This is a genomic window from Pseudomonas sp. PAMC 29040 (assembly GCF_003994535.1).
GTDB classification, from domain to species: domain Bacteria; phylum Pseudomonadota; class Gammaproteobacteria; order Pseudomonadales; family Pseudomonadaceae; genus Aquipseudomonas; species Aquipseudomonas paraversuta.
On record NZ_RZAA01000002.1, the window covers coordinates 419,047 to 442,479 of the forward strand.

General features: G+C 61.0%; 24 protein-coding genes. 5 read left to right on the forward strand and 19 right to left on the reverse strand.

Annotated features, from left to right (window positions below):
* Nucleotides 1–22 precede the first annotated feature (22 nt).
* Together WG29040_RS04830 and WG29040_RS04835 are read right to left on the reverse strand one after the other, a co-directional pair.
* Nucleotides 23–553 carry a bacterioferritin gene (locus tag WG29040_RS04830; protein ID WP_003439105.1) on the reverse strand — a complete coding sequence of 177 codons (531 nt, stop codon included), beginning with the start codon at nt 551–553 and terminating at the stop codon, nt 23–25.
* 86 nt (nt 554–639) lie between these two features.
* On the reverse strand, nt 640–1,527 hold the full coding sequence (locus WG29040_RS04835) for a DMT family transporter (RefSeq protein ID WP_010656247.1): 888 nt from the start codon (nt 1,525–1,527) through the stop codon (nt 640–642).
* A gap of 97 nt (nt 1,528–1,624) precedes the next feature.
* On the opposite strand from WG29040_RS04835, the gene WG29040_RS04840 reads away from it, so the two are divergent.
* The 3 genes from WG29040_RS04840 (at nt 1,625) to WG29040_RS04850 (ending at nt 3,939) form a co-directional block, all read left to right on the forward strand.
* Nucleotides 1,625–2,413, forward strand: coding sequence for a helix-turn-helix transcriptional regulator (locus tag WG29040_RS04840; RefSeq protein WP_010656246.1), 789 nt, complete (start codon nt 1,625–1,627; stop codon nt 2,411–2,413).
* A gap of 64 nt (nt 2,414–2,477) precedes the next feature.
* A complete protein-coding gene (locus WG29040_RS04845) occupies nt 2,478–2,768 on the forward strand; it encodes a PsiF family protein (protein WP_003439112.1) in 291 nt (96 codons plus the stop codon).
* A 160-nt stretch (nt 2,769–2,928) separates the two neighbouring features.
* Nucleotides 2,929–3,939, forward strand: a complete 1,011-nt coding sequence (locus tag WG29040_RS04850; RefSeq protein ID WP_003439115.1) for an AI-2E family transporter — start codon at nt 2,929–2,931, stop codon at nt 3,937–3,939.
* Nucleotides 3,940–3,991: 52 nt separating this feature from the next.
* Here WG29040_RS04850 and WG29040_RS04855 read toward each other — a convergent pair whose 3' ends face one another.
* Nucleotides 3,992–5,257, reverse strand: a complete 1,266-nt coding sequence (locus WG29040_RS04855; protein WP_003439118.1) for an Hsp70 family protein — start codon at nt 5,255–5,257, stop codon at nt 3,992–3,994.
* 281 nt (nt 5,258–5,538) lie between these two features.
* On the opposite strand from WG29040_RS04855, the gene cbpA reads away from it, so the two are divergent.
* Both cbpA and WG29040_RS04865 read left to right on the forward strand, forming a co-directional pair.
* The gene (gene cbpA / locus WG29040_RS04860) at nt 5,539–6,450 is read left to right on the forward strand and encodes a curved DNA-binding protein (RefSeq protein ID WP_003439123.1); all 912 of its coding nucleotides are present in this window, start codon (nt 5,539–5,541) and stop codon (nt 6,448–6,450) included.
* 2 nt (nt 6,451–6,452) lie between these two features.
* Entirely contained in the window at nt 6,453–6,761 is a 309-nt protein-coding gene (locus WG29040_RS04865) for a chaperone modulator CbpM (protein ID WP_003439125.1), read from the forward strand.
* Between the two features lie 121 nt (nt 6,762–6,882).
* On the opposite strand, the gene WG29040_RS04870 is transcribed toward WG29040_RS04865, so the two are convergent.
* The 16 genes from WG29040_RS04870 to WG29040_RS04945 all read right to left on the reverse strand — a co-directional run bounded on the left by WG29040_RS04870 (nt 6,883) and on the right by WG29040_RS04945 (nt 23,300).
* Complete coding sequence (locus WG29040_RS04870; protein WP_003439128.1) at nt 6,883–8,016, reverse strand: sensor histidine kinase KdpD; 1,134 nt, start codon at nt 8,014–8,016, stop codon at nt 6,883–6,885.
* Nucleotides 8,017–8,139: 123 nt separating this feature from the next.
* Nucleotides 8,140–9,840, reverse strand: a complete 1,701-nt coding sequence (gene ureC / locus WG29040_RS04875; protein WP_003439130.1) for an urease subunit alpha — start codon at nt 9,838–9,840, stop codon at nt 8,140–8,142.
* Nucleotides 9,841–9,969: 129 nt separating this feature from the next.
* Entirely contained in the window at nt 9,970–10,278 is a 309-nt protein-coding gene (locus WG29040_RS04880) for an urease subunit beta (RefSeq protein WP_003439131.1), read from the reverse strand.
* On the reverse strand, nt 10,275–10,808 hold the full coding sequence (locus WG29040_RS04885) for a GNAT family N-acetyltransferase (protein WP_003439132.1): 534 nt from the start codon (nt 10,806–10,808) through the stop codon (nt 10,275–10,277). The genes WG29040_RS04880 and WG29040_RS04885 overlap by 4 nt, the downstream gene beginning before the upstream one ends.
* Complete coding sequence (locus WG29040_RS04890) at nt 10,805–11,338, reverse strand: GNAT family N-acetyltransferase (RefSeq protein ID WP_003439134.1); 534 nt, start codon at nt 11,336–11,338, stop codon at nt 10,805–10,807. Before WG29040_RS04890 ends, WG29040_RS04885 begins: the two co-directional genes overlap by 4 nt.
* Nucleotides 11,339–11,347: 9 nt before the next feature.
* Nucleotides 11,348–11,650 (reverse strand): urease subunit gamma, encoded by a 303-nt coding sequence (gene ureA / locus WG29040_RS04895; RefSeq protein ID WP_003439136.1) that lies wholly within the window; start codon nt 11,648–11,650, stop codon nt 11,348–11,350.
* 99 nt (nt 11,651–11,749) lie between these two features.
* Nucleotides 11,750–12,589 carry an urease accessory protein UreD gene (locus WG29040_RS04900; protein ID WP_003439139.1) on the reverse strand — a complete coding sequence of 280 codons (840 nt, stop codon included), beginning with the start codon at nt 12,587–12,589 and terminating at the stop codon, nt 11,750–11,752.
* A 32-nt stretch (nt 12,590–12,621) separates the two neighbouring features.
* A complete protein-coding gene (urtE, locus tag WG29040_RS04905) occupies nt 12,622–13,320 on the reverse strand; it encodes an urea ABC transporter ATP-binding subunit UrtE (RefSeq protein WP_003439143.1) in 699 nt (232 codons plus the stop codon).
* Between the two features lie 55 nt (nt 13,321–13,375).
* On the reverse strand, nt 13,376–14,236 hold the full coding sequence (gene urtD, locus WG29040_RS04910; protein WP_010656242.1) for an urea ABC transporter ATP-binding protein UrtD: 861 nt from the start codon (nt 14,234–14,236) through the stop codon (nt 13,376–13,378).
* The gene (gene urtC, locus WG29040_RS04915) at nt 14,233–15,312 is read right to left on the reverse strand and encodes an urea ABC transporter permease subunit UrtC (protein ID WP_003439149.1); all 1,080 of its coding nucleotides are present in this window, start codon (nt 15,310–15,312) and stop codon (nt 14,233–14,235) included. Before urtC ends, urtD begins: the two co-directional genes overlap by 4 nt.
* Entirely contained in the window at nt 15,312–16,814 is a 1,503-nt protein-coding gene (gene urtB / locus WG29040_RS04920) for an urea ABC transporter permease subunit UrtB (protein ID WP_127195742.1), read from the reverse strand. The genes urtC and urtB overlap by 1 nt, the downstream gene beginning before the upstream one ends.
* 63 nt (nt 16,815–16,877) lie before the next feature.
* Nucleotides 16,878–18,143 carry an urea ABC transporter substrate-binding protein gene (gene urtA, locus WG29040_RS04925; RefSeq protein WP_003439155.1) on the reverse strand — a complete coding sequence of 422 codons (1,266 nt, stop codon included), beginning with the start codon at nt 18,141–18,143 and terminating at the stop codon, nt 16,878–16,880.
* 201 nt (nt 18,144–18,344) lie between these two features.
* Nucleotides 18,345–19,355: an iron ABC transporter permease gene (locus WG29040_RS04930; RefSeq protein WP_003439158.1), complete on the reverse strand. Its 1,011-nt coding sequence runs from the start codon at nt 19,353–19,355 to the stop codon at nt 18,345–18,347.
* Nucleotides 19,352–20,302, reverse strand: coding sequence for an ABC transporter substrate-binding protein (locus WG29040_RS04935; RefSeq protein ID WP_003439161.1), 951 nt, complete (start codon nt 20,300–20,302; stop codon nt 19,352–19,354). Before WG29040_RS04935 ends, WG29040_RS04930 begins: the two co-directional genes overlap by 4 nt.
* A complete protein-coding gene (locus WG29040_RS04940; RefSeq protein ID WP_003439163.1) occupies nt 20,299–21,087 on the reverse strand; it encodes an ABC transporter ATP-binding protein in 789 nt (262 codons plus the stop codon). Before WG29040_RS04940 ends, WG29040_RS04935 begins: the two co-directional genes overlap by 4 nt.
* A 95-nt stretch (nt 21,088–21,182) precedes the next feature.
* Nucleotides 21,183–23,300: a TonB-dependent siderophore receptor gene (locus tag WG29040_RS04945; RefSeq protein WP_003439166.1), complete on the reverse strand. Its 2,118-nt coding sequence runs from the start codon at nt 23,298–23,300 to the stop codon at nt 21,183–21,185.
* Between the last annotated feature and the right edge of the window lie 133 nt (nt 23,301–23,433).

The window sequence follows — 23,433 nt, forward strand, 5'->3', positions numbered from 1 at the left end:
GCATTTGCATTTGCGGGTCTGTTTACAGCCCTTTGAGCAGATCCGCCATGTCATCGGCATGCTCTTCCTCTTGGGCGAGGATTTCTTCGAAAATCCGGCGTGTGGTCGGATCCTTGTCGCCGATGTACTGAATGATTTCGCGATAGCTGTCGACCGCAATGCGCTCGGCCACCAAATCTTCGTAAACCATTTCCTTCAGGTTTTTGCCCGCGACGTACTGGGCGTGGGAATTTTTCGACAGCAGGTCGGGGTTGAATTCAGGTTCGCCACCCAGTTGCACAATGCGCTCGGCCAGTTTGTCGGCGTGCTCCATCTCCTGGGTGGCGTGCTCCAGGAACTCTTGCGCGGCCACGTGGGCCTTGATCCCGGTAGCCATGAAGTAGTGGCGCTTGTAGCGCAGCACGCACACCCACTCGGTGGCCAGGGATTCGTTGAGCAGGCGAAGGATCTCTTCGCGGTTGGCGCTGTAGCCTTCAGTGACAGCACCTTCTTCGACGTTCTTGCGGGCACGTTCGCGCAGGGTCTTTTTATCGGTTAATTGCATGTCGCTCATTTCAATCTCCTTACTCATCAGGTTGCCGCCTTGCTCTGCTGGCAAGATCGGTTCACAAGTTGTGAGTTCAGCGCGAGGAGAAAGTTTTATCCGATTTTTGGTGTCTTTCTCAGGGGCGTGGTCCAGCGTTCCGAGAGGATTACCCCGGCCAGGGTCAGTGCGCCACCAATCAGGTGGTAAGCATGCAGTTGCTCTTTGAGCACCACCGCGGCAATCAGCGCCGTGATCAGCGGCAACAGGTTGAAGAACAGCGTGGTGCGGCTCGGGCCCAGCACGGTGACGGCTTTCATCCAGGCCAAAGGTGCCAGCATGGAGGCCAGAATACAGGCATACAGCACCAGCCCGATGTTGTGCACCGTAAGGCCGGTCTTGGGTGACATCAGGTACAACGGCAGCAACACCACAATCGCCACCAGGATCTGCATGTACAGCATCTGCAGGGGCGGCAGGCGCAACTGCCATTTTTTCAGCAAGGTGCTGTAGATCGCATAGGCCAGAGTGGCAATCAGCATCATCGCGTCGCCCAGGTTGAGGCCGTGGTCAAGCAGGGCACTGAAGCTGCCGCTCGATACCACCACCAGCACGCCGACAAAGGATACGATCGCGCCGACCAGGGCTCCGGCGGTAAGACGCTGCCCCAGGCTGATGATCGACATGGCCAGCACCATCAACGGCATCAACGACAGGATGATCCCCATGTTGGTGGCCGAAGTCCGGGCTGCGGCGTAGTAGGCCAGGCTTTGATAAATCGCCATGCCCAGCACGCCGAGGACAAAGATCTTGCCCAGATTGGGGCGGATCACCGACCAGTTGGCGATCACCGGTTTGAGCATGAACGGGGTGAACAGCAGGCCGGCCAGCAGCCAGCGATAGAAGCCGATCTCGGACGGGAAGATGGCGCCGACCGCGAGTTTGTTGATTACGGTATTGCCGGCCCAGATAAAAATGGCCAGTAGCGGGTAAGCGTATTGCATCAGGAACAACCACAGGGTTAATGAGCAGCGATTATCCGCCTGTCTGTCTGCAAGCCTATACTTCGATCCGGCCAATCTCCCCCTGAATCCAGACAGCATGCGCAAGAATCTGATCAACGTTCCCGAATTCGACGGCTTGCCGGCCCCGGTGTACTTCCGTTATGCCGAATTTGATGCCGACAGCCATGCTGCGCCCCATGTCCATGCCTGGGGCTCGCTGGACTATGTGGCCCACGGGGTGATGCGCTACGAGGTCAACGGCCAGCGCTTCATGTCACCGCCGCAGTACGCGGTCTGGGTCCCGCCCCATACCGAGCACAGCGCCTATAACCCGCAGGCGATTGTCTATCGTTCGGTCTACCTGGATGTCGTCCATTGCCGGCACCTGCCCAAGACTCCGGTAACGCTGGCCATCAGCGACATTCTCAAAGCCATCCTCAGCGACTTTGCCCGGCGCGACATCAACATTCCCCAAAGCGAGTCCGACAAGAGACTGGCCCAGGTTCTGGTCGATCAGTTGCGCCAGGCACCTGTGCATCAGTGCTATTTGCCTTACGCCCGTCATCCAGGCCTGCAGGTGGTCCTTGAGGCCCTGCAGAGCCAGCCCGGCGACAATCGGCCGCTTGGGCAGTGGGCCGCTCAGGTGCATGTCAGCGAGCGGACCCTGGCGCGACTGTTTGTCCGGGAACTGGGCATGAGCTTCGGCGAGTGGCGGCAACGCCTGCGGTTTCTGGCGGCGATTGAAGCGCTGGAGTCTTCGCGCAGCGTGCAGGACGTGGGTTTTGATCTGGGCTACAGCACCTCATCGGCGTTTATCGCCATGTTCGCCCGTCAGGCCGGCTGCACGCCGGAGCAATATCGGCGTCAGGCCCGGGGCGTGATGTAACAGAGTTTGTCTACACTCCAGAGCAGTCCGCTGCCACTCGGTGCGGCCATAAGGAGAAAACTCCATGACGAAGCTGCGTATTCCTCTGCTGATGATGGGCTTGTTGCTGTGCTCCCAGGGTTTTGCGGCCACGGCCCAGCAAAACAAAATGACCACCTGCAATGCCGATGCGAGTGCCAAGGCCCTCAAGGGCGATGAGCGCAAAGCGTTTATGAGCACTTGCCTTAAAGCCGCCCCGGCGGCCCCTGCGACTCAGCAGGAAAAAATGAAAACCTGTAACGCCACTGCCGGCACCCAGGCCCTCAAAGGCGATGCACGCAAAGCTTTTATGAGCGACTGCCTGAAGAAGAAATAAAGCCCCCGGCAGCAACGGGCTTGCTCGCGACGCCTGCAGATCCGCTGCAATCGCGGGCAAGCCGCGCCTGCAGGTAGCAGGGCAACGTCACAACTTCTAGTGCTGCCCGCTGAAGGCTGGCAGACTGCCTGTCCTTTCGCGCTGCTTGTTTTGAGGCTGTATGCCATCGTTTTCTCAGCGTCACATTTTGTTCGCCAGTTACCTCATCATCGCTGGCGGCTTGTTGCTGGTTTTTCCGTTGCGCCTGTTGCCCAGCCTGCTGGCCGGGTTGCTGGTTTACGAACTGGTCAACATGCTCACGCCACAACTGCAGCGGCTGATCGCCGGGCGCCGGGCGCGCTGGCTGGCGGTGGCATTGCTGGGCACTCTGGTGGTCAGCGTGCTGGCGTTGATTTTTGCCGGCGCCATCAGCTTCTTGCTGCACGAAGCAGAAAACCCCGGGGCATCGCTGAATAAATTCATGGTCGTGGTCGACCGGGCGCGGGGTCAATTGCCGCCGTTTCTGGACAGCTATCTGCCGGCCAGCGCGGCCGAGTTCAGGGTGGCGATCGGCGAATGGGGCAACAAACACCTCAGCGATCTGCAACTGGTGGGCAAAGACGCCGCGCACATGTTCGTGACGTTGCTGATTGGCATGGTGCTGGGCGCCATCATCGCGTTGCAGCGCATCCCGGATGTCAGCCGTCGCAAGCCCCTGTCAGCCGCGCTGTTCGACCGTTTGCACCTGCTGGTGCAGGCGTTTCGCAACATCGTGTTTGCGCAGATCAAAATCGCGCTGCTCAATACCGTGTTCACCGGGGTGTTTCTGGCGGTGATCCTGCCGCTGTTCGGCGTACATTTGCCGCTGACCAAAACCCTGATTGTGCTGACCTTCCTGCTGGGGCTGCTGCCAGTGATAGGTAACCTGATCTCCAACACCCTGATCACCATCGTCGGCTTGTCCCTGTCGATCTGGGTCGCGGTAGGGGCTCTGGGCTATCTGATCGTTATCCACAAGCTGGAATACTTCCTCAATGCCAAGATCGTTGGCGGCCAGATCAGTGCCAAATCCTGGGAGCTACTGCTGGCGATGCTGGTATTCGAGGCAGCCTTCGGCCTGCCGGGGGTGGTGGCCGGGCCGATTTACTATGCGTATCTGAAGAGTGAGCTCAAGCAGATGGAGCTGGTCTAACCCGCAATCCCTAGTCGCTGCCGCAGGCTGCGGCAGCGACAAGGGTGTGGTTTTAGCCGTAACGCTTTTTGGCTTCAATCGCCAAACCGCTGCCGATGCTGCCGAAGATGTTGCCTTCGACGTGATGGGCGTTGGGCAGCATGGCCGCGACGCTCTGGCGCAGCGCCGGAATACCGCTCGAGCCGCCGGTGAAGAACACCGTATCCACCTGCTCGACACCCACGCCCGCACTGCTGAGCAAGTCAGTCACGCTGTTGCGGATGCGCTCCAGCTGGTTGTCGATGGAGGCTTCAAACAGCGCCCGGCTCAGTTCGACACTTAGCCCCGGTTCTACCCGGTCCAGCGGCACATGACGGCTCTGGGCGTGGGTCAGTTCGATTTTGGTTTCTTCGATTTCCATCGCCAGCCAGTGACCGGCGCGCTGTTCGATCAACTTGAACAAGCGGTCAATCCCGCCGGTATCGACGATGTCGTAGCGCATGCTGTTCAGCGCGATCTGGGTTTTCTGTGCATACACCGAGTTGATTGTGTGCCAGGTCGCCAGGTTCATGTGATGACTGGTGGGCATGTAGGCCCCGCTTTTCATCCGGCTACCGTAGCCGAACAGCGGCATGACCCCTTGCAGGCTCAGTTGCTTGTCGAAGTCGGTACCGCCCACGTGCACGCCGCCCGTGGCCAGGATGTCGTCCTGGCGGTGGTCCATGCCACGGCGCTCAGGGGACAGGCGCACCAGCGAGAAGTCGGAGGTACCACCGCCGATATCGACAATCAGCACCAGCTCTTCGCGCTGGATGGTCGACTCATAGTCGAACGCTGCGGCAATGGGCTCGTACTGGAACGAGACTTCCTTGAAGCCGATGGCGCGGGCCACGTCGGTCAGGGTGTTTTCGGCTTCCTGGTCGGCCAGCGGATCGTCATCGACGAAATACACCGGGCGGCCCAGCACCACTTCTTCAAATTCACGGCCCGCGGTTGCTTCGGCGCGCTTTTTAAGCTGGGCGATAAACAGCCCCAACAGGTCCTTGAACGGCATGGCCGTGCCCAAAACGCTGGTGTCGTGCTTGATCAGCTTGGAACCCAGCAGGCTCTTGAGCGAGCGCATCAGGCGGCCTTCGTAGCCTTCCAGATACTCATGCAGCGCCAGACGGCCATACACCGGGCGGCGCTCTTCAATGTTGAAGAACACTACGGAGGGCAGGGTGATCTTGTCGTCCTCCAGCGCGATGAGGGTTTCCACGCCTGGGCGCAGCCAGCCGACGGTGGAGTTGGACGTGCCAAAGTCGATGCCGCAGGCACGTGCTGGAGTGGCGCTTTTCATGTCTTTCGAGTTCCGGTTAAAAAACGGCCGCGCAGTGTATGCCAGACGCTCGCAGAATCGAAGCGCGACGATTCTTTAAATCGCAGGTTTTAATCCCCTTGAAAGACTATCCTTCACCCCCAAACTTCCAGACATTGGTTTGGCGGTCTCAAGGCTGCCGATAAACTTTTGCAGCGCTGGTCAGTCACAGGATTGAGATCGGTCAACCCCCGGGCCGGTTAACCAGAGCATTCTGGGTGGCTTCGAGCTGCGCGATATTGATAACGGATGGTGATCCTTACATGGACTTCAAAGACTATTACAAAATCCTGGGTGTCGAGCCCACGGCTGACGATAAGGCGATCAAGACCGCTTATCGCAAGCTCGCGCGCAAGTATCACCCGGATGTGAGCAAGGAAAAGGACGCCGAGGAGAAATTCAAGGACGTCAACGAAGCGTATGAAGCCCTGAAAAGTGCCGACAAGCGCGCCGAATACGATGAAATGCGCAAGTACGGTCAACATGGGCAGCCATTCCAGGGGCCGCCGGGCTGGCAAGGGCACTCGAGCGGTGGTTTCGAGGATCAGGGCGATTTTTCAGACTTTTTCAGCTCGATCTTCGGTTCGCGCGGTAATGGCTTCGGCGGCCAGAGCGGCCGCAGTGCGGGACGTCGTGGACAGGATGTAGAAATGGAACTGCCGATTTTCCTTGAAGAAACCCTGTCCGGCGAATCGAAGCAGATCAGCTTCCAGATTGGCGGCGCCAACAAGACCCTTAACGTGAAAATCCCGGCCGGTGTCACCGACGGTGAGCGCATCCGCCTTAAAGGGCAGGGCGGTCCGGGCGTGGGTGGCGGTGCCAATGGCGATCTGTACCTGATCATCCGCTTTGCTCCGCATCCGAAGTTCGATGTTGAAGGTCATGATCTGGTGATCACGGTGCCAGTGGCGCCGTGGGAAGCTGCTCTGGGGGCCAAAGTGGCCGTGCCGACCCTGACCAGCAAAATCAACCTGACCATCCGTCCGGACAGCCAGAGCGGTCAACGCTTGCGCATCAAAGGCCATGGCCTGGCGAACAAGCAAGGCGAGCGTGGTGATTTGTATGCCCAATTGAAAGTGGTCATGCCGAAACAGAGCGACGAGGCCACAAAAGCCCTGTGGCAAGACCTGGCCGACAAATCGGCATTCGATCCGAGAGCCCAATGGAGTAACTGATCATGAGCAGCACCCTGATCGTTCAGCTGGACATGGAAAGGTTCTGCGAAGAGGCCGGCATCCCGGCCACTTACGTGATAGAGATTGTCGAACACGGAATTATCGAACCTCAGGGCCGCACGCCGGACGTGTGGCGTTTTGAAGACTACGAGCTGGCCATCGCACAGCGTGCGACCAAGCTGCACCACGACCTGGAGATGGAGTGGGAAGGCGTCGCACTGGCGCTGGACCTGATCGAGGAAGTGCAGCAATTACGGGCCGAGAACCAGCGGCTCAAGCAGCAACTGGGCCGCTTTGTCGGCGACCTGTAGCCGCGACCGTACTGTAGGAGCGAGCTTGCCTCGCGATCTTTTCAGATAGCTGTTCACAGTAGCGTGCAGCACGCCAGATACAGCTCGCGAGGCAAGCTCGCTCCTACGGGTTTTTTATTTGTCAGATCTGTTTGGGCAACACCACGGTAAACGTCGTGCCCTCGGCTTCGGTCGAGGACACTTCGATGCTGCCATGGTGCGCGTCTACCACTTCCTTGACGATGAACAAGCCCAGGCCAAGGCTGGTGGATGCGCCCGGGTGGCCAATGTCTTCGCTCGGGCTGCGTACCAACGGGTCGAACAGGGTGGCCAGCGCCTCCTCTGCAATCGGGGTGCCGTTGTTGTGCACCCGCAGGGTCACGTGGTCGTCAGTTCCGTTCAGGATCAGGGTCACCGCGCCTTCGCTGGCGCCATGCTGCAACGCATTGCCGATCAGGTTCTGCAGCAACTGGTCGAGGCGTCGAGGGTCCCAGTGGCCTTCAACATTGCCGTTAACTTGCAAGCTCTGCTCACACTTGGGGTGTCCGGCGCCGGCCTGGTCCAGTGCGGTCTGACAAGCCTGGGCCAGGTTCATGGCGCAGGGTTCCACAGGCAACTGCGTACCCAGGCGGCTGCGCACAAACTCCAGCAGATCACTGACCATCGCCTGCATGTGGCGCGCCCCGGTCTTGATCGCCTTGACGTAATTCAGGGCGTTGGCATCCAGGGTAATTTTGCGTTCCAGCATTTCGGTGGACATGCTCACCGCTTGCAACGGCGCGCGCAGGTCATGGCCCAGAATCGCCAGGAAGATATCCCGCGAGCGGTTGACCTGCTCGGCGTAGGCCTCGGTGGATTCGGCCAGCGCCTCATCAATGGCCTCATTGAACCGGATCATGTCCTGCAAGTAGCTCAGCTCCAGAGTTTCGAGGCTGGCGACCCACAAGCGGATCACGCAGGCGCGCAAGTGCCGGAACTCGGAGGTCATCTGCACCAGATCAAAGCCCACGGTATGGCGCAGTTCGCCATGGCTGGCGGCGGCAACGTCCAGGCTCGGGGTTTTTTCCGGCCCTTCGCCCTCGGCCTTGGCCTGTTGTTCGCTGGCGGTTTGCGCGGTGTTCATGTCCCGCGCAGCGGCCAGCAGAATGGCCTTGGCATGATCGCGCAGGGCCACGCTGTCCATTGATTCGGCAGCCGGGGTGATGGTTTCGGCGAACTGCTCCCATTCATCGACGATACGATCAGCGTTGTGCACGATGAATTCAGATAGGCGCATAGCCAGACCCTGCTGCAAGAGCGATAGTAATTAAGGTGTCGCATCTTAGCCCCTAACGACAGCTTTCTATACAACCGCTTGCCGGTACAGTCCCCTGCCAGCCAGGGGAACTGCCCGCAGTCCTCAAAACAGAAAATAGCGCTGTGCCATCGGCAATACATCAGCGGGTTCGCACCACAGCAGCACCCCGTCGGCCTTGACTTGATAGGTCTGCGGATCGACTTCGATTTCGGGCAGGTAACCGTTGTGAATCAGGTCGGTTTTCTGCACTTCGCGACAGCCTTTGACCACCGCGATTTGCTTCTTCAGCCCCAGTGCCGCGGGTACCCCGGCATCCGCCGCCGCCTGGCTGATAAAGGTCAGGCAGGTGGCATGCCGCGAGCCGCCGTAGCTGGCAAACATCGGGCGGTAGTGCACCGGCTGCGGGGTAGGGATCGACGCATTCGGATCACCCATCAGGCTCGAGGCAATCGCCCCGCCCTTGAGAATCAGGGTCGGCTTGACCCCGAAGAACGCCGGTCGCCAGAGCACCAGGTCGGCCCACTTGCCCACCTCGATCGAGCCCACTTCATGGCTGACACCGTGGGTGATCGCCGGGTTGATGGTGTATTTGGCGATGTAGCGTTTGGCGCGAAAATTGTCATTGCCCGGTGCGTCTTCGGGCAGCGGGCCGCGCTGTTTCTTCATCTTGTCGGCGGTTTGCCAGGTACGGGTGATGACCTCGCCGACCCGGCCCATGGCCTGGCTGTCGGAGCTGATCATCGAAAACGCGCCGAGGTCGTGCAGGATGTCCTCGGCGGCGATGGTTTCACGACGGATACGGCTTTCAGCGAAGGCCACATCCTCGGCGATGCTCGGGTCGAGGTGATGGCAGACCATCAGCATGTCGAGGTGCTCGTCGATGGTATTGCGGGTAAACGGCCGGGTCGGATTGGTCGAGCTGGGCAATACATTGCTCAGGCCGCAGGCCTTGATGATATCCGGGGCATGGCCGCCACCCGCGCCTTCGGTGTGATAGGTGTGGATGGTGCGGCCCTTGAATGCGGCCAGGGTGGTTTCGACAAAGCCCGACTCGTTCAGCGTGTCGCTGTGAATTGCCACTTGCACGTCATACAGATCGGCCACGTTCAGGCAGTTGTCGATGGCCGCGGGCGTAGTGCCCCAGTCCTCGTGCAGCTTGAGACCGATGGCCCCGGCTTCGACCTGCTCGATCAGCGGTTGCGGCAGGCTGGCGTTGCCCTTGCCGGTAAAGCCCATGTTCATCGGGAATGCATCGGCGGCCTGCAGCATGCGCGCCATGTGCCACGGCCCCGAGGTGCAGGTGGTGGCATTGGTCCCGGTGGCCGGGCCGGTGCCACCGCCGATCATGGTGGTGACCCCGCTGTTCAATGCCTCTTCGATCTGTTGTGGGCAGATGAAGTGGATATGGGTGTCGATACCGCCAGCCGTGAGGATCATGCCTTCGCCGGCGATCACTTCAGTACTTGCGCCGATGGCGATGGTCACGCCGGGCTGGATATCCGGGTTGCCGGCTTTGCCGATGGCGTGGATCCGGCCGTTTTTCAGGCCCACGTCGGCTTTGACGATGCCCCAGTGATCGATGATCAGGGCGTTGGTAATCAGCGTGTCCACCACCTCGCTGGCGAGCAACTGGCTTTGGCCCATGCCGTCGCGGATCACCTTGCCGCCGCCGAACTTCACTTCTTCGCCGTAGATGGTGAAGTCCTGCTCGACCTCGATCCACAGCTCGGTGTCGGCCAAGCGGATCTTGTCGCCAACGGTAGGGCCGAACATGTCGGCGTAGGCCTGGCGGGAAATTTTCATAGTGAGTTCCTAAATATATAAACCATCCCCCAACCCCCTGTAGGAGCGAGCTTGCTCGCGAGCCCTTGAGCGCTCTTGAGAAAAAGCTCGCGAGCAAGCTCGCTCCTACAGGGGATTAGGGGATTGGGGTTAATCCAGATTGCCCATGACCCGGCCGGCAAAGCCGAACACCCGGCGCAGCCCGGCCAGTTCCACCAGTTCCACTTCGCGGGTCTGCCCCGGCTCGAAACGCACGGCGGTGCCCGCCGGGATATTCAGGCGCATGCCACGGCTGTCAGCACGGTTAAACATCAGGGCATCGTTGGTTTCGAAAAAGTGATAGTGCGAACCCACCTGGATCGGGCGGTCGCCACGATTGGACACGCTGAGGCTCAGGGTCCGACGGCCGACATTCAGCTCGATGTCACCGGCTGCAATGCGGTATTGGCCGGGAATCATTGCGGCTCACTCAAGGTTTTGTAGTAGATGGCCGTAGGGCTGTAGTGACCGTCGGGGCTGCGGCAATAGTTGGGTAGCTCGCCGACCCGGGTGTAACCCAGGGCACTGTAGAAGTTTTCTGCGGGCGAGCCGGCCTCGGTGTCCAGGTGCAGCAAGCCGCGCTTTTGTGCCCGCGCCCCTTGCTCCAGGGCGTGGATCATTATCTGGCCCAGACCACGGCGCCGGGCTTCGTTGAGCACCAGCAGTTTCTGGACCTCGGCACGGTTGAGCCCGTTGCGCTTCTGGCACAGGGCAAGTTGCACGCTGGCCAGCACCCGGCCGTCTTCAATCAACACCCACAGGAGCAGAGTGCCTTGCTCCAGCTGGGCCTGTACTTCGTTGAAATAGTGGCTGGCCTGGGGCAGGTCCAGATCGTCCATGAATCCCACGGACGCGCCGTAGCGCACTGCATCCAGCAGCAAGGTAATCAGCCCGTCGCGATATTCGGCAAAGCTGCGGGCGGTTAGCTGCAGCACTTGTTCGTTATTCATTTGCCGCACTCCTGTGGCGGCAGCGCGCCGGGGTTGAGCATCAGTTGCATAAAGGTCAGGTCCAGCCAGCGGCCAAACTTGATCCCGACTTGGGGCATGCGCCCGCCGGTGACAAAACCCAGCTGTTTATGCACATGGATCGAGGCCGCATTGCCGCTCTCGATGGCCGCCACCATCACGTGCTTGCCGCACGCTCTGGCACGTTCAATCAGCGCTGCCAGCAATTGCGGTCCGAGGCGTTTGCCCCGTTGTTCGGGATGCACGTACACCGAATGTTCGACGGTATGGCGGAACCCTTCAAAGGGGCGCCAGTCGCCAAACGAGGCGTAACCCAGAGTCAGATTGCGCTCATCGACTATCACCAGCACCGGATAGCCCTGGGCCTGGCGGGCAGCGAGCCATTGCTGACGATTGGCCAGGTCGACGGTTTGCTCGTTCCAGATTGCGAGGGTGTTGAGCACCGCATCGTTGTAGATATCGAGAATCGCTGGCAGGTCAGCCGCGACGGCATCACGAATTAGGTAAGACATGCAGCAGCCTCAGGCGATGGGTTGGTGGACGGTGACCAGCTTGGTGCCATCCGGGAAAGTGGCTTCGATCTGGATGTCGGGGATCATTTCCGGAATGCCTTGCATCACTTGTTCGCGGGTCAGCAGGGTGGTGCCGTAGTGCATCAGCTCGGCGACGGTACGGCCGTCGCGGGCGCCTTCGAGCAGGGCGGCGGATATATAGGCGATGGTTTCCGGGTAGTTAAGCATCACCCCGCGTGCCAGCCGTCGCTCGGCCAGCAGTCCGGCGGTAAAGATAAGCATCTTGTCTTTTTCGCGTGAGGTCAGGTCCATGGTGGGTCCGTTGTTAAATTAAGGATTATGGGTCGAGGACCTCTGTGGGAGCTGGCAAGCCAGCTCCCACAGAGGTCCTCAAAAAAATCGCGACGGCTCTCAGGTACTCCAGATCCTCGGGGCCAGTGCCTCACGGCCCAACAATGCCGGGCGCAGCAGGCGCCACAGCTCGATCAGCCAGGCGCGGGCCTGCAAGGCTTCTACCGCCAGGCAGCGTGCGACCACTAACCCCGGCAGCTGGGTCAGGTCACCGCGTACCGGGTTGGGCAGGTCGCGACAGGTTTGCAACAGCTCGGCACTGATTTCCCCGGTCACCAGCAATGTCGCGAACACCGGGTTGCCGTCCAGTCCGATTGGCGAATCCAGCAAGCCGTCGCCGCCGATAACCCGCTGGCGCTCATGCCAGAGCAACTGGCCGTCACGGCGAATATCCAGCTGTGATTGAAAATGCCCGTGCTCAAAACGCTCACCGCTGGCCAGTCGTCCCAGCGCCACCATGTCCCAGTAAAACAGGCGCCCGTCGCCTTCAAGCTCAATGCGCGTCGTCAGTTCGGCCCGGGCGTCGCTGAACACTATGGTTTCTTGCGGCAGCCATTCCAGGGTCGCACCGGCGGCCACGTTCAGGGTCAGGCTCTGGTACGCCGGGCCGGCCGCGCGATACCACTTGGCGGCACCGGGGCTGGTGAGTTGCGCCCAGGCATCCGGGCCGACACTGGCGCAGATGTTCAACCGGTCGCCGCCGGCAATGCCGCCGGGTGGGTGAACAATGATGTGCTGGCACACCTCGGGGCCTTCGGCATACAGGTGCTTCTGCACCCGCAACGGACCGACATGGCGGCGCTGGGTAGGGCGCGTACTGTCGCCAAAACGGCCATAGCCCAGCTCCAGCTCGGCGTGCCAGCTGGGGGTGAACAATGCGGGGTTGGCAGGCAGGTTCATAGGTCGGCTTTTTCATCAAAAAGAGTTACAGACTAAATCGTCACCAGTCCACGCACACCCTCTGTTTGCATATTTTCACCACGGCCCTGTTGCACGATTTCGCCTCTGGACATCACCAGATACTGGTCCGCCAGTTCTTCGGCAAAGTCGTAGAACTGCTCCACCAGCAGGATGGCCATATCGCCCCGGGCAGCGAGCATCTTGATCACCGCGCCGATCTCCTTGATCACCGATGGTTGAATCCCTTCGGTCGGCTCATCGAGGATCAGCAGGCGCGGGCGGCTGGCAAGCGCGCGGCCGATCGCCAGTTGTTGCTGCTGGCCGCCGGACAAATCGCCGCCGCGCCGATGCTTCATTTGCAGCAACACCGGGAACAGTTCATAGATAAATTCGGGCACTTCCCGGGCCTGGGAACCGGGGAAGCGGGACAGGCCCATCAACAGGTTTTCCTCCACCGTCAGGCGCCCGAAGATCTCCCGGCCCTGGGGCACATAAGCGATCCCGGCGTGAACCCGCTGGTGGGGCTTGAGCGTGGTAATGGGCTTGTCCTCCCAGGTCACGCTGCCTTCCCTGACGGCCAGCAAACCCATCAGGCACTTGAGCAATGTGGTCTTGCCCACGCCGTTACGGCCCAGCAGGCAAGTGACTTCGCCGACTTTGACCTCAAACGACAGGCCGCGAAGAATGTGGCTGCCACCGTAGAACTGATGCAGATTTTGTATTCGTAGCATCGTGAATCCCCTAATACCCTGTGGGAGCTGGCTTGCCAGCGATTGCAGCGGGGCGTTAGCGGCCCAGATAGACCTCGATCACCCGTTCATCCGCCTGCACCTGTGCCAGCGAGCCTTGCGCCAGAACGCTGCCCTGGTGCAACACGGTGACGTGGTCGGCAATCGAACCGACAAACCCCATGTCGTGTTCCACCACCATCAGCGAGTGTTTGCCGGCCAGGCTTTTGAACAGCTCGGCGGTGAATTCGGTTTCGGCATCGGTCATGCCCGCCACCGGTTCATCCAGCAGTAACAGTTGCGGGTCTTGCACCAGCAGCATGCCGATCTCCAGAAACTGTTTCTGGCCATGGGACAGCAACCCCGCCGGGCGCCGGGCCGAGGTGCTCAGGCGAATGGTCTCCAGTACTTCGGCGATGCGGTCCCTTTGCTCGCCCGTAAGTCTGGCGCGCAGGCTGGCCCACACCGACTTGTCGGTTTTTTGCGCCAGCTCCAGGTTTTCGAACACGCTCAGGGCTTCAAACACCGTGGGTTTCTGGAACTTGCGGCCAATCCCGGACTGGGCGATCTGTACTTCGCTCATCTGCTGCAGGTCCAGGGTTTCACCGAACCAGGCCTGACCTTCGCTGGGGCGGGTCTTGCCGGTGATCACGTCCATCATGGTGGTCTTGCCTGCGCCATTGGGGCCGATGATGCAGCGCAACTCGCCGACGCCTATGTACAGGTTGAGGTTGTTCAGGGCCTTGAAACCGTCAAAGCTGACGCTGATGTCTTCCAGCGTCAGGATGGTGCCGTGGCGGGTATTGAGGCCGGTTCCCGCAGCCTGGCCCAGACCTATGGCGTCGCGGCTGCTGCCGGCATCCTTGTTTGGATCGAATGCGGGTTCGAGCATAAATTCCGCCGTTGCAGTGATTCTCATTGTTCGCCCCTTTTCTTCAGCAGGCCGATCACGCCTTTGGGCAGGTACAGGGTCACGACGATAAACAGTGCGCCGAGGAAGAACAGCCAGTACTCGGGGAAGGCTACGGTGAACCAGCTCTTCATGCCGTTGACCACGCCCGCGCCCAGCAACGGGCCGATCAGGGTGCCACGCCCGCCGAGGGCTACCCACACGGCAGCTTCTATGGAGTTGGTGGGCGACATTTCCCCGGGGTTGATAATGCCCACTTGCGGTACATACAACGCTCCGGCCAGGCCGCATAAAACAGCACTGAGTACCCAGACGAACAGCTTGAAACCGCGGGGGTCATAGCCGCAAAACATCAGGCGGTTTTCGGCGTCGCGCAATGCGGTCAGCACCCGCCCGAATTTACTGCGCGCCAGGCGCCAGCCGAGAAACAGGCTGGCCACCAGCAACATCACGGTGGCGAAGAACAGTGCCGCGCGGGTGCCGGGCTCGGTGATGCCAAACCCCAGAATGCTGCGGAAGTTGGTGAAGCCGTTGTTGCCGCCAAAACCGGTCTCGTTGCGGAAAAACAGCAGCATCCCGGCGAAGGTCAGGGCCTGGGTCATGATCGAGAAATACACGCCCTTGATCCGCGAACGGAAGGCAAAAAAGCCGAACACCAGCGCCAGCAAACCGGGGGCCAGCACCACCAGGCACATGGCCCACCAGAAATGCTCGGTGCCGGTCCAGTACCAGGGCAATTCGGTCCAGGACAGAAAGGTCATAAAGGCCGGTAACTCATCGCCCGAAGCCTGGCGCATCAGGTACATGCCCATGGCGTAGCCGCCCAGGGCGAAGAACAGGCCGTGGCCCAGCGACAGCAGGCCGGCGTAGCCCCAGACCAGATCCAGCGCCAGGGCAACGATGGCGTAACAGAGGATCTTGCCCGTCAGCGTCAGGGTATAGGCCGAGACCTGGAACGGGCTGTCGGCAGGCAGCAGCGACAGCAGCGGCAGGGCCAGCAGCACCAGTAATACCAGGCCGCCGACAGTGGCGGTCACGGCCGGCCCGGCCTTTTGCGTGGCAGTAAGCAGCAGAGGCTGATTCATCAGTCGATCACCCGTCCTTTGAGCGCGAAGAGACCTTGCGGACGCTTCTGGATAAACAGAATGATCAGCCCCAGGATCAGGATTTTGCCCAGCACGGCGCCGATCTGCGGTTCAAGAATCTTGTTTGCGATGCCCAGGCCGAAGGCCGCGTACACCGTGCCCGCCAGTTGGCCGACACCGCCCAGCACCACCACCAGGAACGAGTCGATGATGTAGCCCTGGCCCAGGTCAGGGCCGACGTTGCCAACCTGACTCAAGGCCACCCCGCCGAGCCCGGCAATCCCCGAGCCGAGGCCAAAGGCGAGCATGTCGACCCTGCCGGTGGGTACGCCGCAGCAAGCCGCCATGTTGCGGTTCTGGGTGACCGCACGCACGTTCAGGCCCAGCCGGGTTTTGTTCAGCAGCAACCAGGTCAGGAACACCACGGCCAGGGCGAAGACGATAATCACCAGGCGGTTGTACGGCAGCACCAGGTTGGGCAGCACTTGCAGCCCGCCCGAGAGCCAGGCCGGGTTGGCCACTTCGACGTTTTGCGCGCCGAACAGCACCCGCACCAATTGAATCAGGATCAGGCTGATGCCCCAGGTGGCGAGCAGGGTTTCCAGCGGCCGGCCATAGAGGTGGCGAATGATGGTGCGCTCCACAAGCATGCCCACGCAGGCCGTGACAAAGAACGCCACGGGCAGCGCCAGCAGCGGGTAGAACTCGATGGCGCCGGGGGCGAAGCGCTGAAACAGCAACTGCACGCAGTAGGTCGAGTAGGCGCCGAGCATCAGCATCTCGCCATGGGCCATGTTGATCACCCCGAGCAGGCCGAAGGTGATGGCCAGCCCCAGGGCTGCCAGCAACAGAATCGAGCCCAGGGACAAGCCGCTGAAGGCCTGGCCCAGCAAGTCACCGATCAGCAGTTTGCGTTTGACCTGGGCCAGGCCGGTTTCGGCAGCGATGCGTACCTTGGCGTCGGTTTCGACCCCGTCCTGCAGCAGGGTTTCGAGGCGGGTGCGGGCCAGGGGTTCGCCGGTTTCACCCAGCAGGCGCACGGCTGCCAGGCGCACTGCCGGGTCGGGGTCCACCAGTTGCAGGTTGGCCAGTGCCAGGCTCAGGGCGCTATGTACAGTACTGTCGGTTTCGCCGGCCAGTTGCCGGTCGAGGAAGGCCAGTTGTGCCGGTTTGGCGGATTTTTGCAGTTGCAGGGCGGCCGCCAGACGCAGTTTCGGGTCTGGAGCGAGCAATTGCTGACTGGCCTGGGCGGTCTCAATCAAACCGCGCAAACGGTTATTCAGGCGCAGGGTTTTGCTTTGCCCGTCGACGCTGATCTGACCTTGTTGCAGGTCGTTGATCAGCGCTGCGCGTTCAGCTGTCGGTTGTGCCGCCCAGCTTTCCAGCAGTTGGGCCTGGCGGGAATTGTCGGCCGCTGCGAAGTCGCCGGCGTCGTCGGCGTACGCCCCCGGGGGCAGCAACAGCAGGCAGGCGAAGATAAAACGGTAAAGGGCAGTTGGCATAGACAGGGCCTTTTTCCTGCAGGAGCGAGCAAGCTCGCTCCTGCAGAGGTTGTGTTATTGGCTTTAGTTGCTCTTCACTGCGTAATCCGGCTTTTTGTCATTGCCCGGGATATACGGGCTCCAGGGCTGGGCGCGGATCGGCTCCTTGGTCTGCCACACCACGTTGAACTGACCGTTATCTTCGATCTCGCCGATCATCACCGGCTTGTGCAGGTGGTGGTTGGTCTTGTCCATGGTCAGGGTGTAGCCCGACGGCGCGGCGAATGTCTGGCCGGCCATGGCTTCCCGGACTTTATCGACATCGGTGGACTTGGCTTGCTCTGCCGCCTGCGCCCACATGTGGATACCGACGTAGGTGGCTTCCATCGGGTCGTTGGTCACGGCCTTGTCCGCACCCGGCAGGTTGTGGGCTTTGGCGTAGGCTTTCCAGTCGGCGACAAACTTCTGGTTCACCGGGTTGTGCACCGACTCAAAGTAGTTCCAGGCCGCGAGGTTGCCCACCAGCGGTTTGGTGTCGATGCCGCGCAGTTCTTCTTCGCCCACCGAGAATGCAATCACCGGCACGTCGGTGGCCTTCAGGCCCTGGTTGGCCAGCTCTTTATAGAACGGCACGTTGGAGTCGCCGTTGACCGTGGAGATCACCGCCGTCTTGCCCCCGGCGGAGAATTTTTTGATGTTGGACACTATGGTCTGGTAATCGCTGTGGCCAAACGGGGTGTAGACCTCTTCGATGTCCTTGTCGGCCACACCTTTGGAATGCAGGAAGGCCCGCAGGATCTTGTTGGTGGTGCGCGGGTACACGTAGTCGGTGCCCAGCAACACGAAGCGCCTGGCGCTGCCGCCGTCCTCGCTCATCAAATACTCGACCGCCGGAATGGCTTGCTGGTTAGGTGCGGCGCCGGTGTAGAAGACGTTGGGCGACATCTCTTCGCCTTCGTATTGCACCGGGTAAAACAGCAGGCCGTTGAGCTCTTCAAATACCGGCAACACCGATTTGCGCGACACCGAGGTCCAGCAGCCGAAGACCACGGCGACCTTGTCCTGGGTCAGCAACTGGCGACCCTTTTCTGCAAACAGCGGCCAGTTGGACGCCGGGTCGACCACCACCGCTTCGAGCAGCTTGCCGTTCACGCCGCCTTTGGCGTTGATCTCGTCGATGGTCATCAGCGCCATGTCCTTGAGCGACGTTTCGGAAATCGCCATGGTTCCGGACAACGAATGCAAAATCCCCACCTTGATGGTCTCGGCGGCTTGCACCGTCCAGGTCATGCCCATGGCGGCAATGGATGCCGTGAGGGTGAAAGCTTTGAGCAAGCTGCGACGCTTCATGGGGCGATCTCCAGATGTCTGATTTTTCTAATGGGTCGACGGGGACACTGGGAAGGTCTATAGCAAGGGCTGTGCCGAAGTGGTGCGCAGGCTCTGGAACGGGGCTCAAGGGCGAATTTTGAGGTGTCGGCGCACCAGTGCGGCGCCTGAAGGCGGTTTTGGTGCGCGGCCTGCGCCGTGTTGGTGCTACGGGAGGGGGGGTTAGCGCTTGCGCATCAGCCCTATAAAGAACAGGCCGCCAATCGCCGCCGTGGCCACCCCGATGGGCAGGTCTTCAGGGGCGATCAGGGTGCGCGCGGCAACGTCCACCCAAACCAGGAACACGCTGCCCAGCAGTGCTGACACCGGCAGCAAACGCCGGTGCTCGGCTCCCACCAGACGCCGGGCAATGTGCGGAATCATCAGCCCGACAAAGCCGATCGAGCCGCTGATAGCCACCAGCACTCCGGTCATCAGGGAGGCGATCAAAAACACCTTGAGCCGCACATTGCGTGCGTTCAGGCCCAGGGTGACGGCGGTTTGCTCGCCCGCCATCAAGGCGTTGAGCGGGCGGGCCATGCCCAGCAGCAGTACCAGCCCCAGCAGCACCACAGTGCTGGGCACCAGTAGCAGTTCCCAGCGCGCCAGCCCCAGCCCGCCGAGCATCCAGAACAGTACGGCGGAGCTGGCGCGATGGTCGCCCAGAAACAGCAGGGTATTGGCGATGGCCATCATCACGAACGACACGGCCACCCCGCACAGCAGCAACCGGTCACTGTCCAGGCGGCCCTGGCGGCTGGCGATGGCCAGCACCAGAACCATGCTCAGCAACGCACCGATAAAGGCCGCGATGGGCAAGGTCAGCAGGCCGACGATCTGGCCCACGTGCAGCACCACAATCACCGCCCCCAGTGTGGCACCGCTGGTCACGCCCAGCAGGTGCGGGTCAGCCAGCGGGTTACGGGTCACGGCTTGCAGCACCGCGCCGATCAATGCCAGCCCGGCACCCACCAGCGCCCCGAGCAGCATGCGCGGCACGCGGATCAGCCACACGATATGTTCCTGCCCGGCGCTCCAGCTGACCTCACCGATACCGAACAGTTTGTTGAGCAATATGTGCCACACCACGTCCACCGGCACCCGCGCCGGGCCGAAGCCCAGGGAAATCACGCACGACACCAGCAGCAGGGCGCCGAGACAGGCCAGCAGCAGGGCGTAGCGGCGAGTCATCATTGGGGGTGGAAACCTTTGGCCAGGGTTTCGATGGCCAGCACGTTGTCGATGCCGGGGGTGGCTTGCACGTAAGGGATGACGATGAAGCGTTTGTTGCGAATCGCGTCGACCGATTGCAGGGCCGGGCTGGTTTCGAGGAAGCGCTGTTTTTGTTCGGCGCTGACTTCGCTGTAATCGACGATGACGATCACTTCAGGGTTGCGCTCGACCACGGTCTCCCAGTTGATACGGGTCCAGCTGGCGTCGATATCACTGAGGATGTCGTTGCCGCCTGCGGCTTCGATCAGTGCGTGGGGAATGCCCAGCTTGCCCGAGGTCATGGCACGGTCTTCACCGCTGTCGTACAGGAATACCCGTGGCTTTGCCCCGGGCAGGTTCTTTTGCACGGTGGCGACTTTTTCCTGCATCTGAGCGATCAGCGTGTTGGCGCGGTCTTGCACGTCAAAAATTTTGCCCAGGTTGCGCAGGTCGTTGTAAGTGTCTTCCATGCTGGCGGGTGGGCGCTTCATCACGAAGGCGCAGGACTCGGTCAGCTCGTACACGTTAATGCCCAGCGGGGTCAGGGTTTGCGGCGTGAGGTCGCCGCCGACGCGCATGCCGTAATCCCAGCCGGCAAAGAAGAAGTCGACGTTGGCGTTGAGCAGGGTTTCCACCGAGGGGTACTTGCTCGCCAGCTCCGGCAGGCCATCGAGAATCACCTTCATCCCGGGCGTCACCGCCTTCCAGCCACTGATGCCGCTGTAGCCGACCATGCGCGGCTTGAGGCCGAGGGCGAGCATCATTTGCGTCATGTTGATGTCATGGCTGACTGCGTGTTCGGGTGCCTGGTTGAAGGTCACCTCGCGGTTGCAGCTGGTAATGGTCAGCGGGTATTTGCTGGCTTCGGCCCGGGCCCATGGGGCAGCGGACAATGCGCACAGGCAGAGGGCGAGGCGGATCAGTTTCATGCTTGGGTTATCCAGGTAATGCGCGGGTAGCCGGACAGCGGATGGTCGTCGATCAGCGCGTCGACGCCAAACACGTCGCGCAACAGGTCGACGGTCAGCACCTCGCGCGGGGTGCCGCTGGCGATGATCCTGCCGTGGTCGATCACGTACAGCCGGTCGCAAAAGGCCGCGGCCAGATTGAGGTCGTGGATGCTGGCCAGGGTTCCGATGTTCAGGCGTTTGACCAGTTGCAGCAGCTCCAGCTGGTAGCGTGGATCGAGATGATTGGTCGGCTCGTCGAGGATCAGCAGTTCGGGTTGCTGGGCCAGGGCCCGGGCCAGAATCACCCGCTGTTTTTCACCGCCGGACAGGGTGGCGAATGCGTGGTCTTCGAAGCCCTGCAGGCCAACGGATTCGAGGGCTTTTTTCGCCAGCTCGCGGTCGGCCTCGGTATCGCCGTCGAACAGGCCTTTATGGGGGGTACGGCCCATGGCGACCACTTCATCGACGGTCAGGCCAAAGGCGTCCGGAAATTCCTGCAACACCACGGCGACGCGTTGGGCGCACCAGCGTGGCGATTGCTGCCAGAGGTTGTGCGCACCGAGGTGAACCTGGCCCGACTCGGGTTTGCTGAAGCGATAAGCGCAACGCAGCAGGCTGGTTTTACCGCTGCCGTTGGGCCCGATCAGCCCCACGAACTCGCCTGCGGCCACGTGCAGATTGGCATCACGCAGTTGGAACTGGTGATGGCAGTGGCCGTGGCCCAGCGGGGTCCAGGCAAGTTGAGTGAGGGTGAGGCGGGTCATAAAATTCCGGTGTTGATCTGATCTCTGCAGGAGCGAGTTGCTCGCGAGCTTTTTCACGGCTCGCGAGCAAGCGCGCTCCTGCAGGGGTTGGGGCTTTAAAAGGTGTAATCCGCCGTGACGAAGAACGAGCGCGGTTCGCCCATGATCCATTGCTGGCCGCCATTGTATTGGCTTACAGCGTACTGGCGGTTGAACAAATTATTCAGGCGCAGGCCCAGGGTGGTTTTTGGCAGCGCTTTCCAGCTGACAGTGGCGTCCACCACGGTGTAACTCGGCAGTACGACGGTGTTGGCAAGGTCGGCGTAACGCGAGTCCACATAACGCACCCCGGCCCCGGCATTCAGGTCATCGCTGATGGTTTTGCTCAACCACAGGTTGGCGGTGCGCCGCGGTACGTCGGTGGGGCGGTTGCCTTTGCGGGACACGCCTTCGTCATCGAACTTGTCGTATTCGGCCCGCACGAACGCGGCATTGGCCTGCAGCTGCCAGCGGTCCGGCAGTTGCAGATCGAGGCTGGCCTCAAGGCCGTTGGATGATTGCTGACCGACTTGCAGCGAGTTGCCCGGGTTGTTCGGATCAGGCGTCAGCAAGTCCTTTTTGACGATGTGATACGCGGCCAGGGTCCACTCGCCGCGCTGGTCCCAGAACATTTGCTTGAAACCGACTTCGGTCTGGCGGGCGCGGGCCATGTCAAAGCCTTGCTCGGAGGGGTACAGGCTGATCAGCCCGGCTACGCCATCGACGCTGGTGGCCTGTTGCGCATACACCGACATGTCCGGCGTCAGTTCATACACCAGGCCGACTTTCCAGCTGTTGGCCGAGAGGCTGCGATCACTGCGGGTGTCTTCGATCAAGTCGTCGCGGTCCAGGTGCACGATGTCGCGCCGCACGCCAGTGACCAGCGACAGCTGCTCGCTCAGTTGCGTGCGGTTTTCGGCAAACAGCGACACTTGCTGGGTGGTGGTCTTGAACTGGTCGCGGTAGGGCGAATTGCTTGTGAACTCGCCGCGATCCGGGTGGTTCATGTCAATCGGTGTACCGCCAGTCACTACATCCTTGTAAGGCGCATTGCTGTGCAGGTCGAAGTGGATACGGTTGTAGTCCGCGCCCACCAGGGTTTTGCTTTCAAGGCCGAACAGATCGTGGTCGAGGGTGAACGTCTGACGGTCACCGACCTGTTCCTGCTGGTGCTTGATGCTGTAGTAGCCACTGCGCATCAAGGTTTGTCGGTCCTGGTCCCAGGCATGGTTTTCAGCGTTTTGCCAGCGACGCTGGGCCTTGAGGTAATACAGTTCGTTGCTGGCAACCAGATCGTCGTTGATCTGCCACTCGCTGTTCAGGCGCGTCCACTGATCGTTGTAATGCAGCTTGGCGTCGCGCACGTTGTAGTTCTTGTCCCGCAGGCTCTTGTGATAACGGCCATTGATCAGGGGGACGCCGAAGTCGTTCTGCGGCTCCTGGTCGCCGTAGTCGTGGCTCAGGGTAAATGCCAGATCATCCCGGGCCTGCCAGCGCAGGGCGGCACTGATAAAGGTGCTTTCGGAGTCACCGTGGTCGATCCAGCCATTGCTTTGGATGTGGTTGAGGTTCAACCGGTAGCTCAGGGTATCGGTCAGCGAGCCGCCGCTGTCCAGGGCTTGCTGCTGGCTGTCGTAGGAGCCGTAGCCAACCCGCAGATGATTTTCGATTTCGCCGCTGAACGGTTTTTTCGGGATCACGTTGATCACCGCGCCGGTCGCGCCTTCGCCGTACAGCACTGATGCCGGGCCGCGCAGCACATCGATGCGCTCCACCGACCAGTCGTCCACCGGGAAGGTCACGGTGCCGGCGCCGCTGTACATGCGAATCCCGTCATACAACTGCATCACCGAGCCCTGGCCGACAAAACCCCGGGCCGAGTACGACGAGCCGCCGTTGCCCGGGGTAGCCGTGTTGGTGATACCGGTGGTACGAGTCACCGCGTCCTGGACACTGCGGTCGCCGCGGGCACGAATCCGTTCGCCGCTCAGGCTTTCGACGCTGGCCGGGGTTTCAAGGCTGTTGAGGTTCAGGCGTGAGCCGGCGCTGGTGGCAGTCTTGAGGTCGATGTGTTCGGCATCGACTTGCGGCGCGGTAATGTTCGCGGCCGGCAGCATCAGGGACGGGGCGGAGTCATCCGCGTGGGCGCTGTTGATCGCCAGCAGACAGAGGCTGGAAAAAAGGTACTTGTTCATCGGGGCAGTGAGTCGCTTATTTCAAGAGGTGTCCCCGCTGCCTCCTGGCGGCGGGTGATGGAGCTTAAAGGCTTTTGTTATACAGTAACAATAGTTTTCTGCTTGATACTGGCTTGCCAGTATAGCCAGGGCT

Excerpts from the sequence above, each read along its gene's own strand:
- WG29040_RS04865 (WP_003439125.1), top strand. The coding sequence starts at position 6,453 with ATGAGCAGCACCCTGATCGTTCAGCTGGACATGGAAAGGTTCTGCGAA.
- WG29040_RS04855 (WP_003439118.1), bottom strand. The coding sequence starts at position 5,257 with ATGAAAAGCGCCACTCCAGCACGTGCCTGCGGCATCGACTTTGGCACG.
- WG29040_RS04835 (WP_010656247.1), bottom strand. The coding sequence starts at position 1,527 with ATGCAATACGCTTACCCGCTACTGGCCATTTTTATCTGGGCCGGCAAT.
- WG29040_RS04890 (WP_003439134.1), bottom strand. The coding sequence starts at position 11,338 with ATGTCTTACCTAATTCGTGATGCCGTCGCGGCTGACCTGCCAGCGATT.
- WG29040_RS04870 (WP_003439128.1), bottom strand. The coding sequence starts at position 8,016 with ATGCGCCTATCTGAATTCATCGTGCACAACGCTGATCGTATCGTCGAT.
- urtD (WP_010656242.1), bottom strand. The coding sequence starts at position 14,236 with ATGAGAATCACTGCAACGGCGGAATTTATGCTCGAACCCGCATTCGAT.
- WG29040_RS04880 (WP_003439131.1), bottom strand. The coding sequence starts at position 10,278 with ATGATTCCCGGCCAATACCGCATTGCAGCCGGTGACATCGAGCTGAAT.
- WG29040_RS04940 (WP_003439163.1), bottom strand. The coding sequence starts at position 21,087 with ATGACCCGCCTCACCCTCACTCAACTTGCCTGGACCCCGCTGGGCCAC.
- WG29040_RS04850 (WP_003439115.1), top strand. The coding sequence starts at position 2,929 with ATGCCATCGTTTTCTCAGCGTCACATTTTGTTCGCCAGTTACCTCATC.
- WG29040_RS04845 (WP_003439112.1), top strand. The coding sequence starts at position 2,478 with ATGACGAAGCTGCGTATTCCTCTGCTGATGATGGGCTTGTTGCTGTGC.
- cbpA (WP_003439123.1), top strand. The coding sequence starts at position 5,539 with ATGGACTTCAAAGACTATTACAAAATCCTGGGTGTCGAGCCCACGGCT.
- urtE (WP_003439143.1), bottom strand. The coding sequence starts at position 13,320 with ATGCTACGAATACAAAATCTGCATCAGTTCTACGGTGGCAGCCACATT.
- WG29040_RS04840 (WP_010656246.1), top strand. The coding sequence starts at position 1,625 with ATGCGCAAGAATCTGATCAACGTTCCCGAATTCGACGGCTTGCCGGCC.
- WG29040_RS04885 (WP_003439132.1), bottom strand. The coding sequence starts at position 10,808 with ATGAATAACGAACAAGTGCTGCAGCTAACCGCCCGCAGCTTTGCCGAA.
- WG29040_RS04830 (WP_003439105.1), bottom strand. The coding sequence starts at position 553 with ATGAGCGACATGCAATTAACCGATAAAAAGACCCTGCGCGAACGTGCC.
- WG29040_RS04945 (WP_003439166.1), bottom strand. The coding sequence starts at position 23,300 with ATGAACAAGTACCTTTTTTCCAGCCTCTGTCTGCTGGCGATCAACAGC.
- urtB (WP_127195742.1), bottom strand. The coding sequence starts at position 16,814 with ATGCCAACTGCCCTTTACCGTTTTATCTTCGCCTGCCTGCTGTTGCTG.
- ureC (WP_003439130.1), bottom strand. The coding sequence starts at position 9,840 with ATGAAAATTTCCCGCCAGGCCTACGCCGACATGTTCGGCCCTACCGTT.
- WG29040_RS04935 (WP_003439161.1), bottom strand. The coding sequence starts at position 20,302 with ATGAAACTGATCCGCCTCGCCCTCTGCCTGTGCGCATTGTCCGCTGCC.
- urtC (WP_003439149.1), bottom strand. The coding sequence starts at position 15,312 with ATGAATCAGCCTCTGCTGCTTACTGCCACGCAAAAGGCCGGGCCGGCC.
- ureA (WP_003439136.1), bottom strand. The coding sequence starts at position 11,650 with ATGGACCTGACCTCACGCGAAAAAGACAAGATGCTTATCTTTACCGCC.
- WG29040_RS04930 (WP_003439158.1), bottom strand. The coding sequence starts at position 19,355 with ATGATGACTCGCCGCTACGCCCTGCTGCTGGCCTGTCTCGGCGCCCTG.
- WG29040_RS04900 (WP_003439139.1), bottom strand. The coding sequence starts at position 12,589 with ATGAACCTGCCTGCCAACCCCGCATTGTTCACCCCCAGCTGGCACGCC.
- urtA (WP_003439155.1), bottom strand. The coding sequence starts at position 18,143 with ATGAAGCGTCGCAGCTTGCTCAAAGCTTTCACCCTCACGGCATCCATT.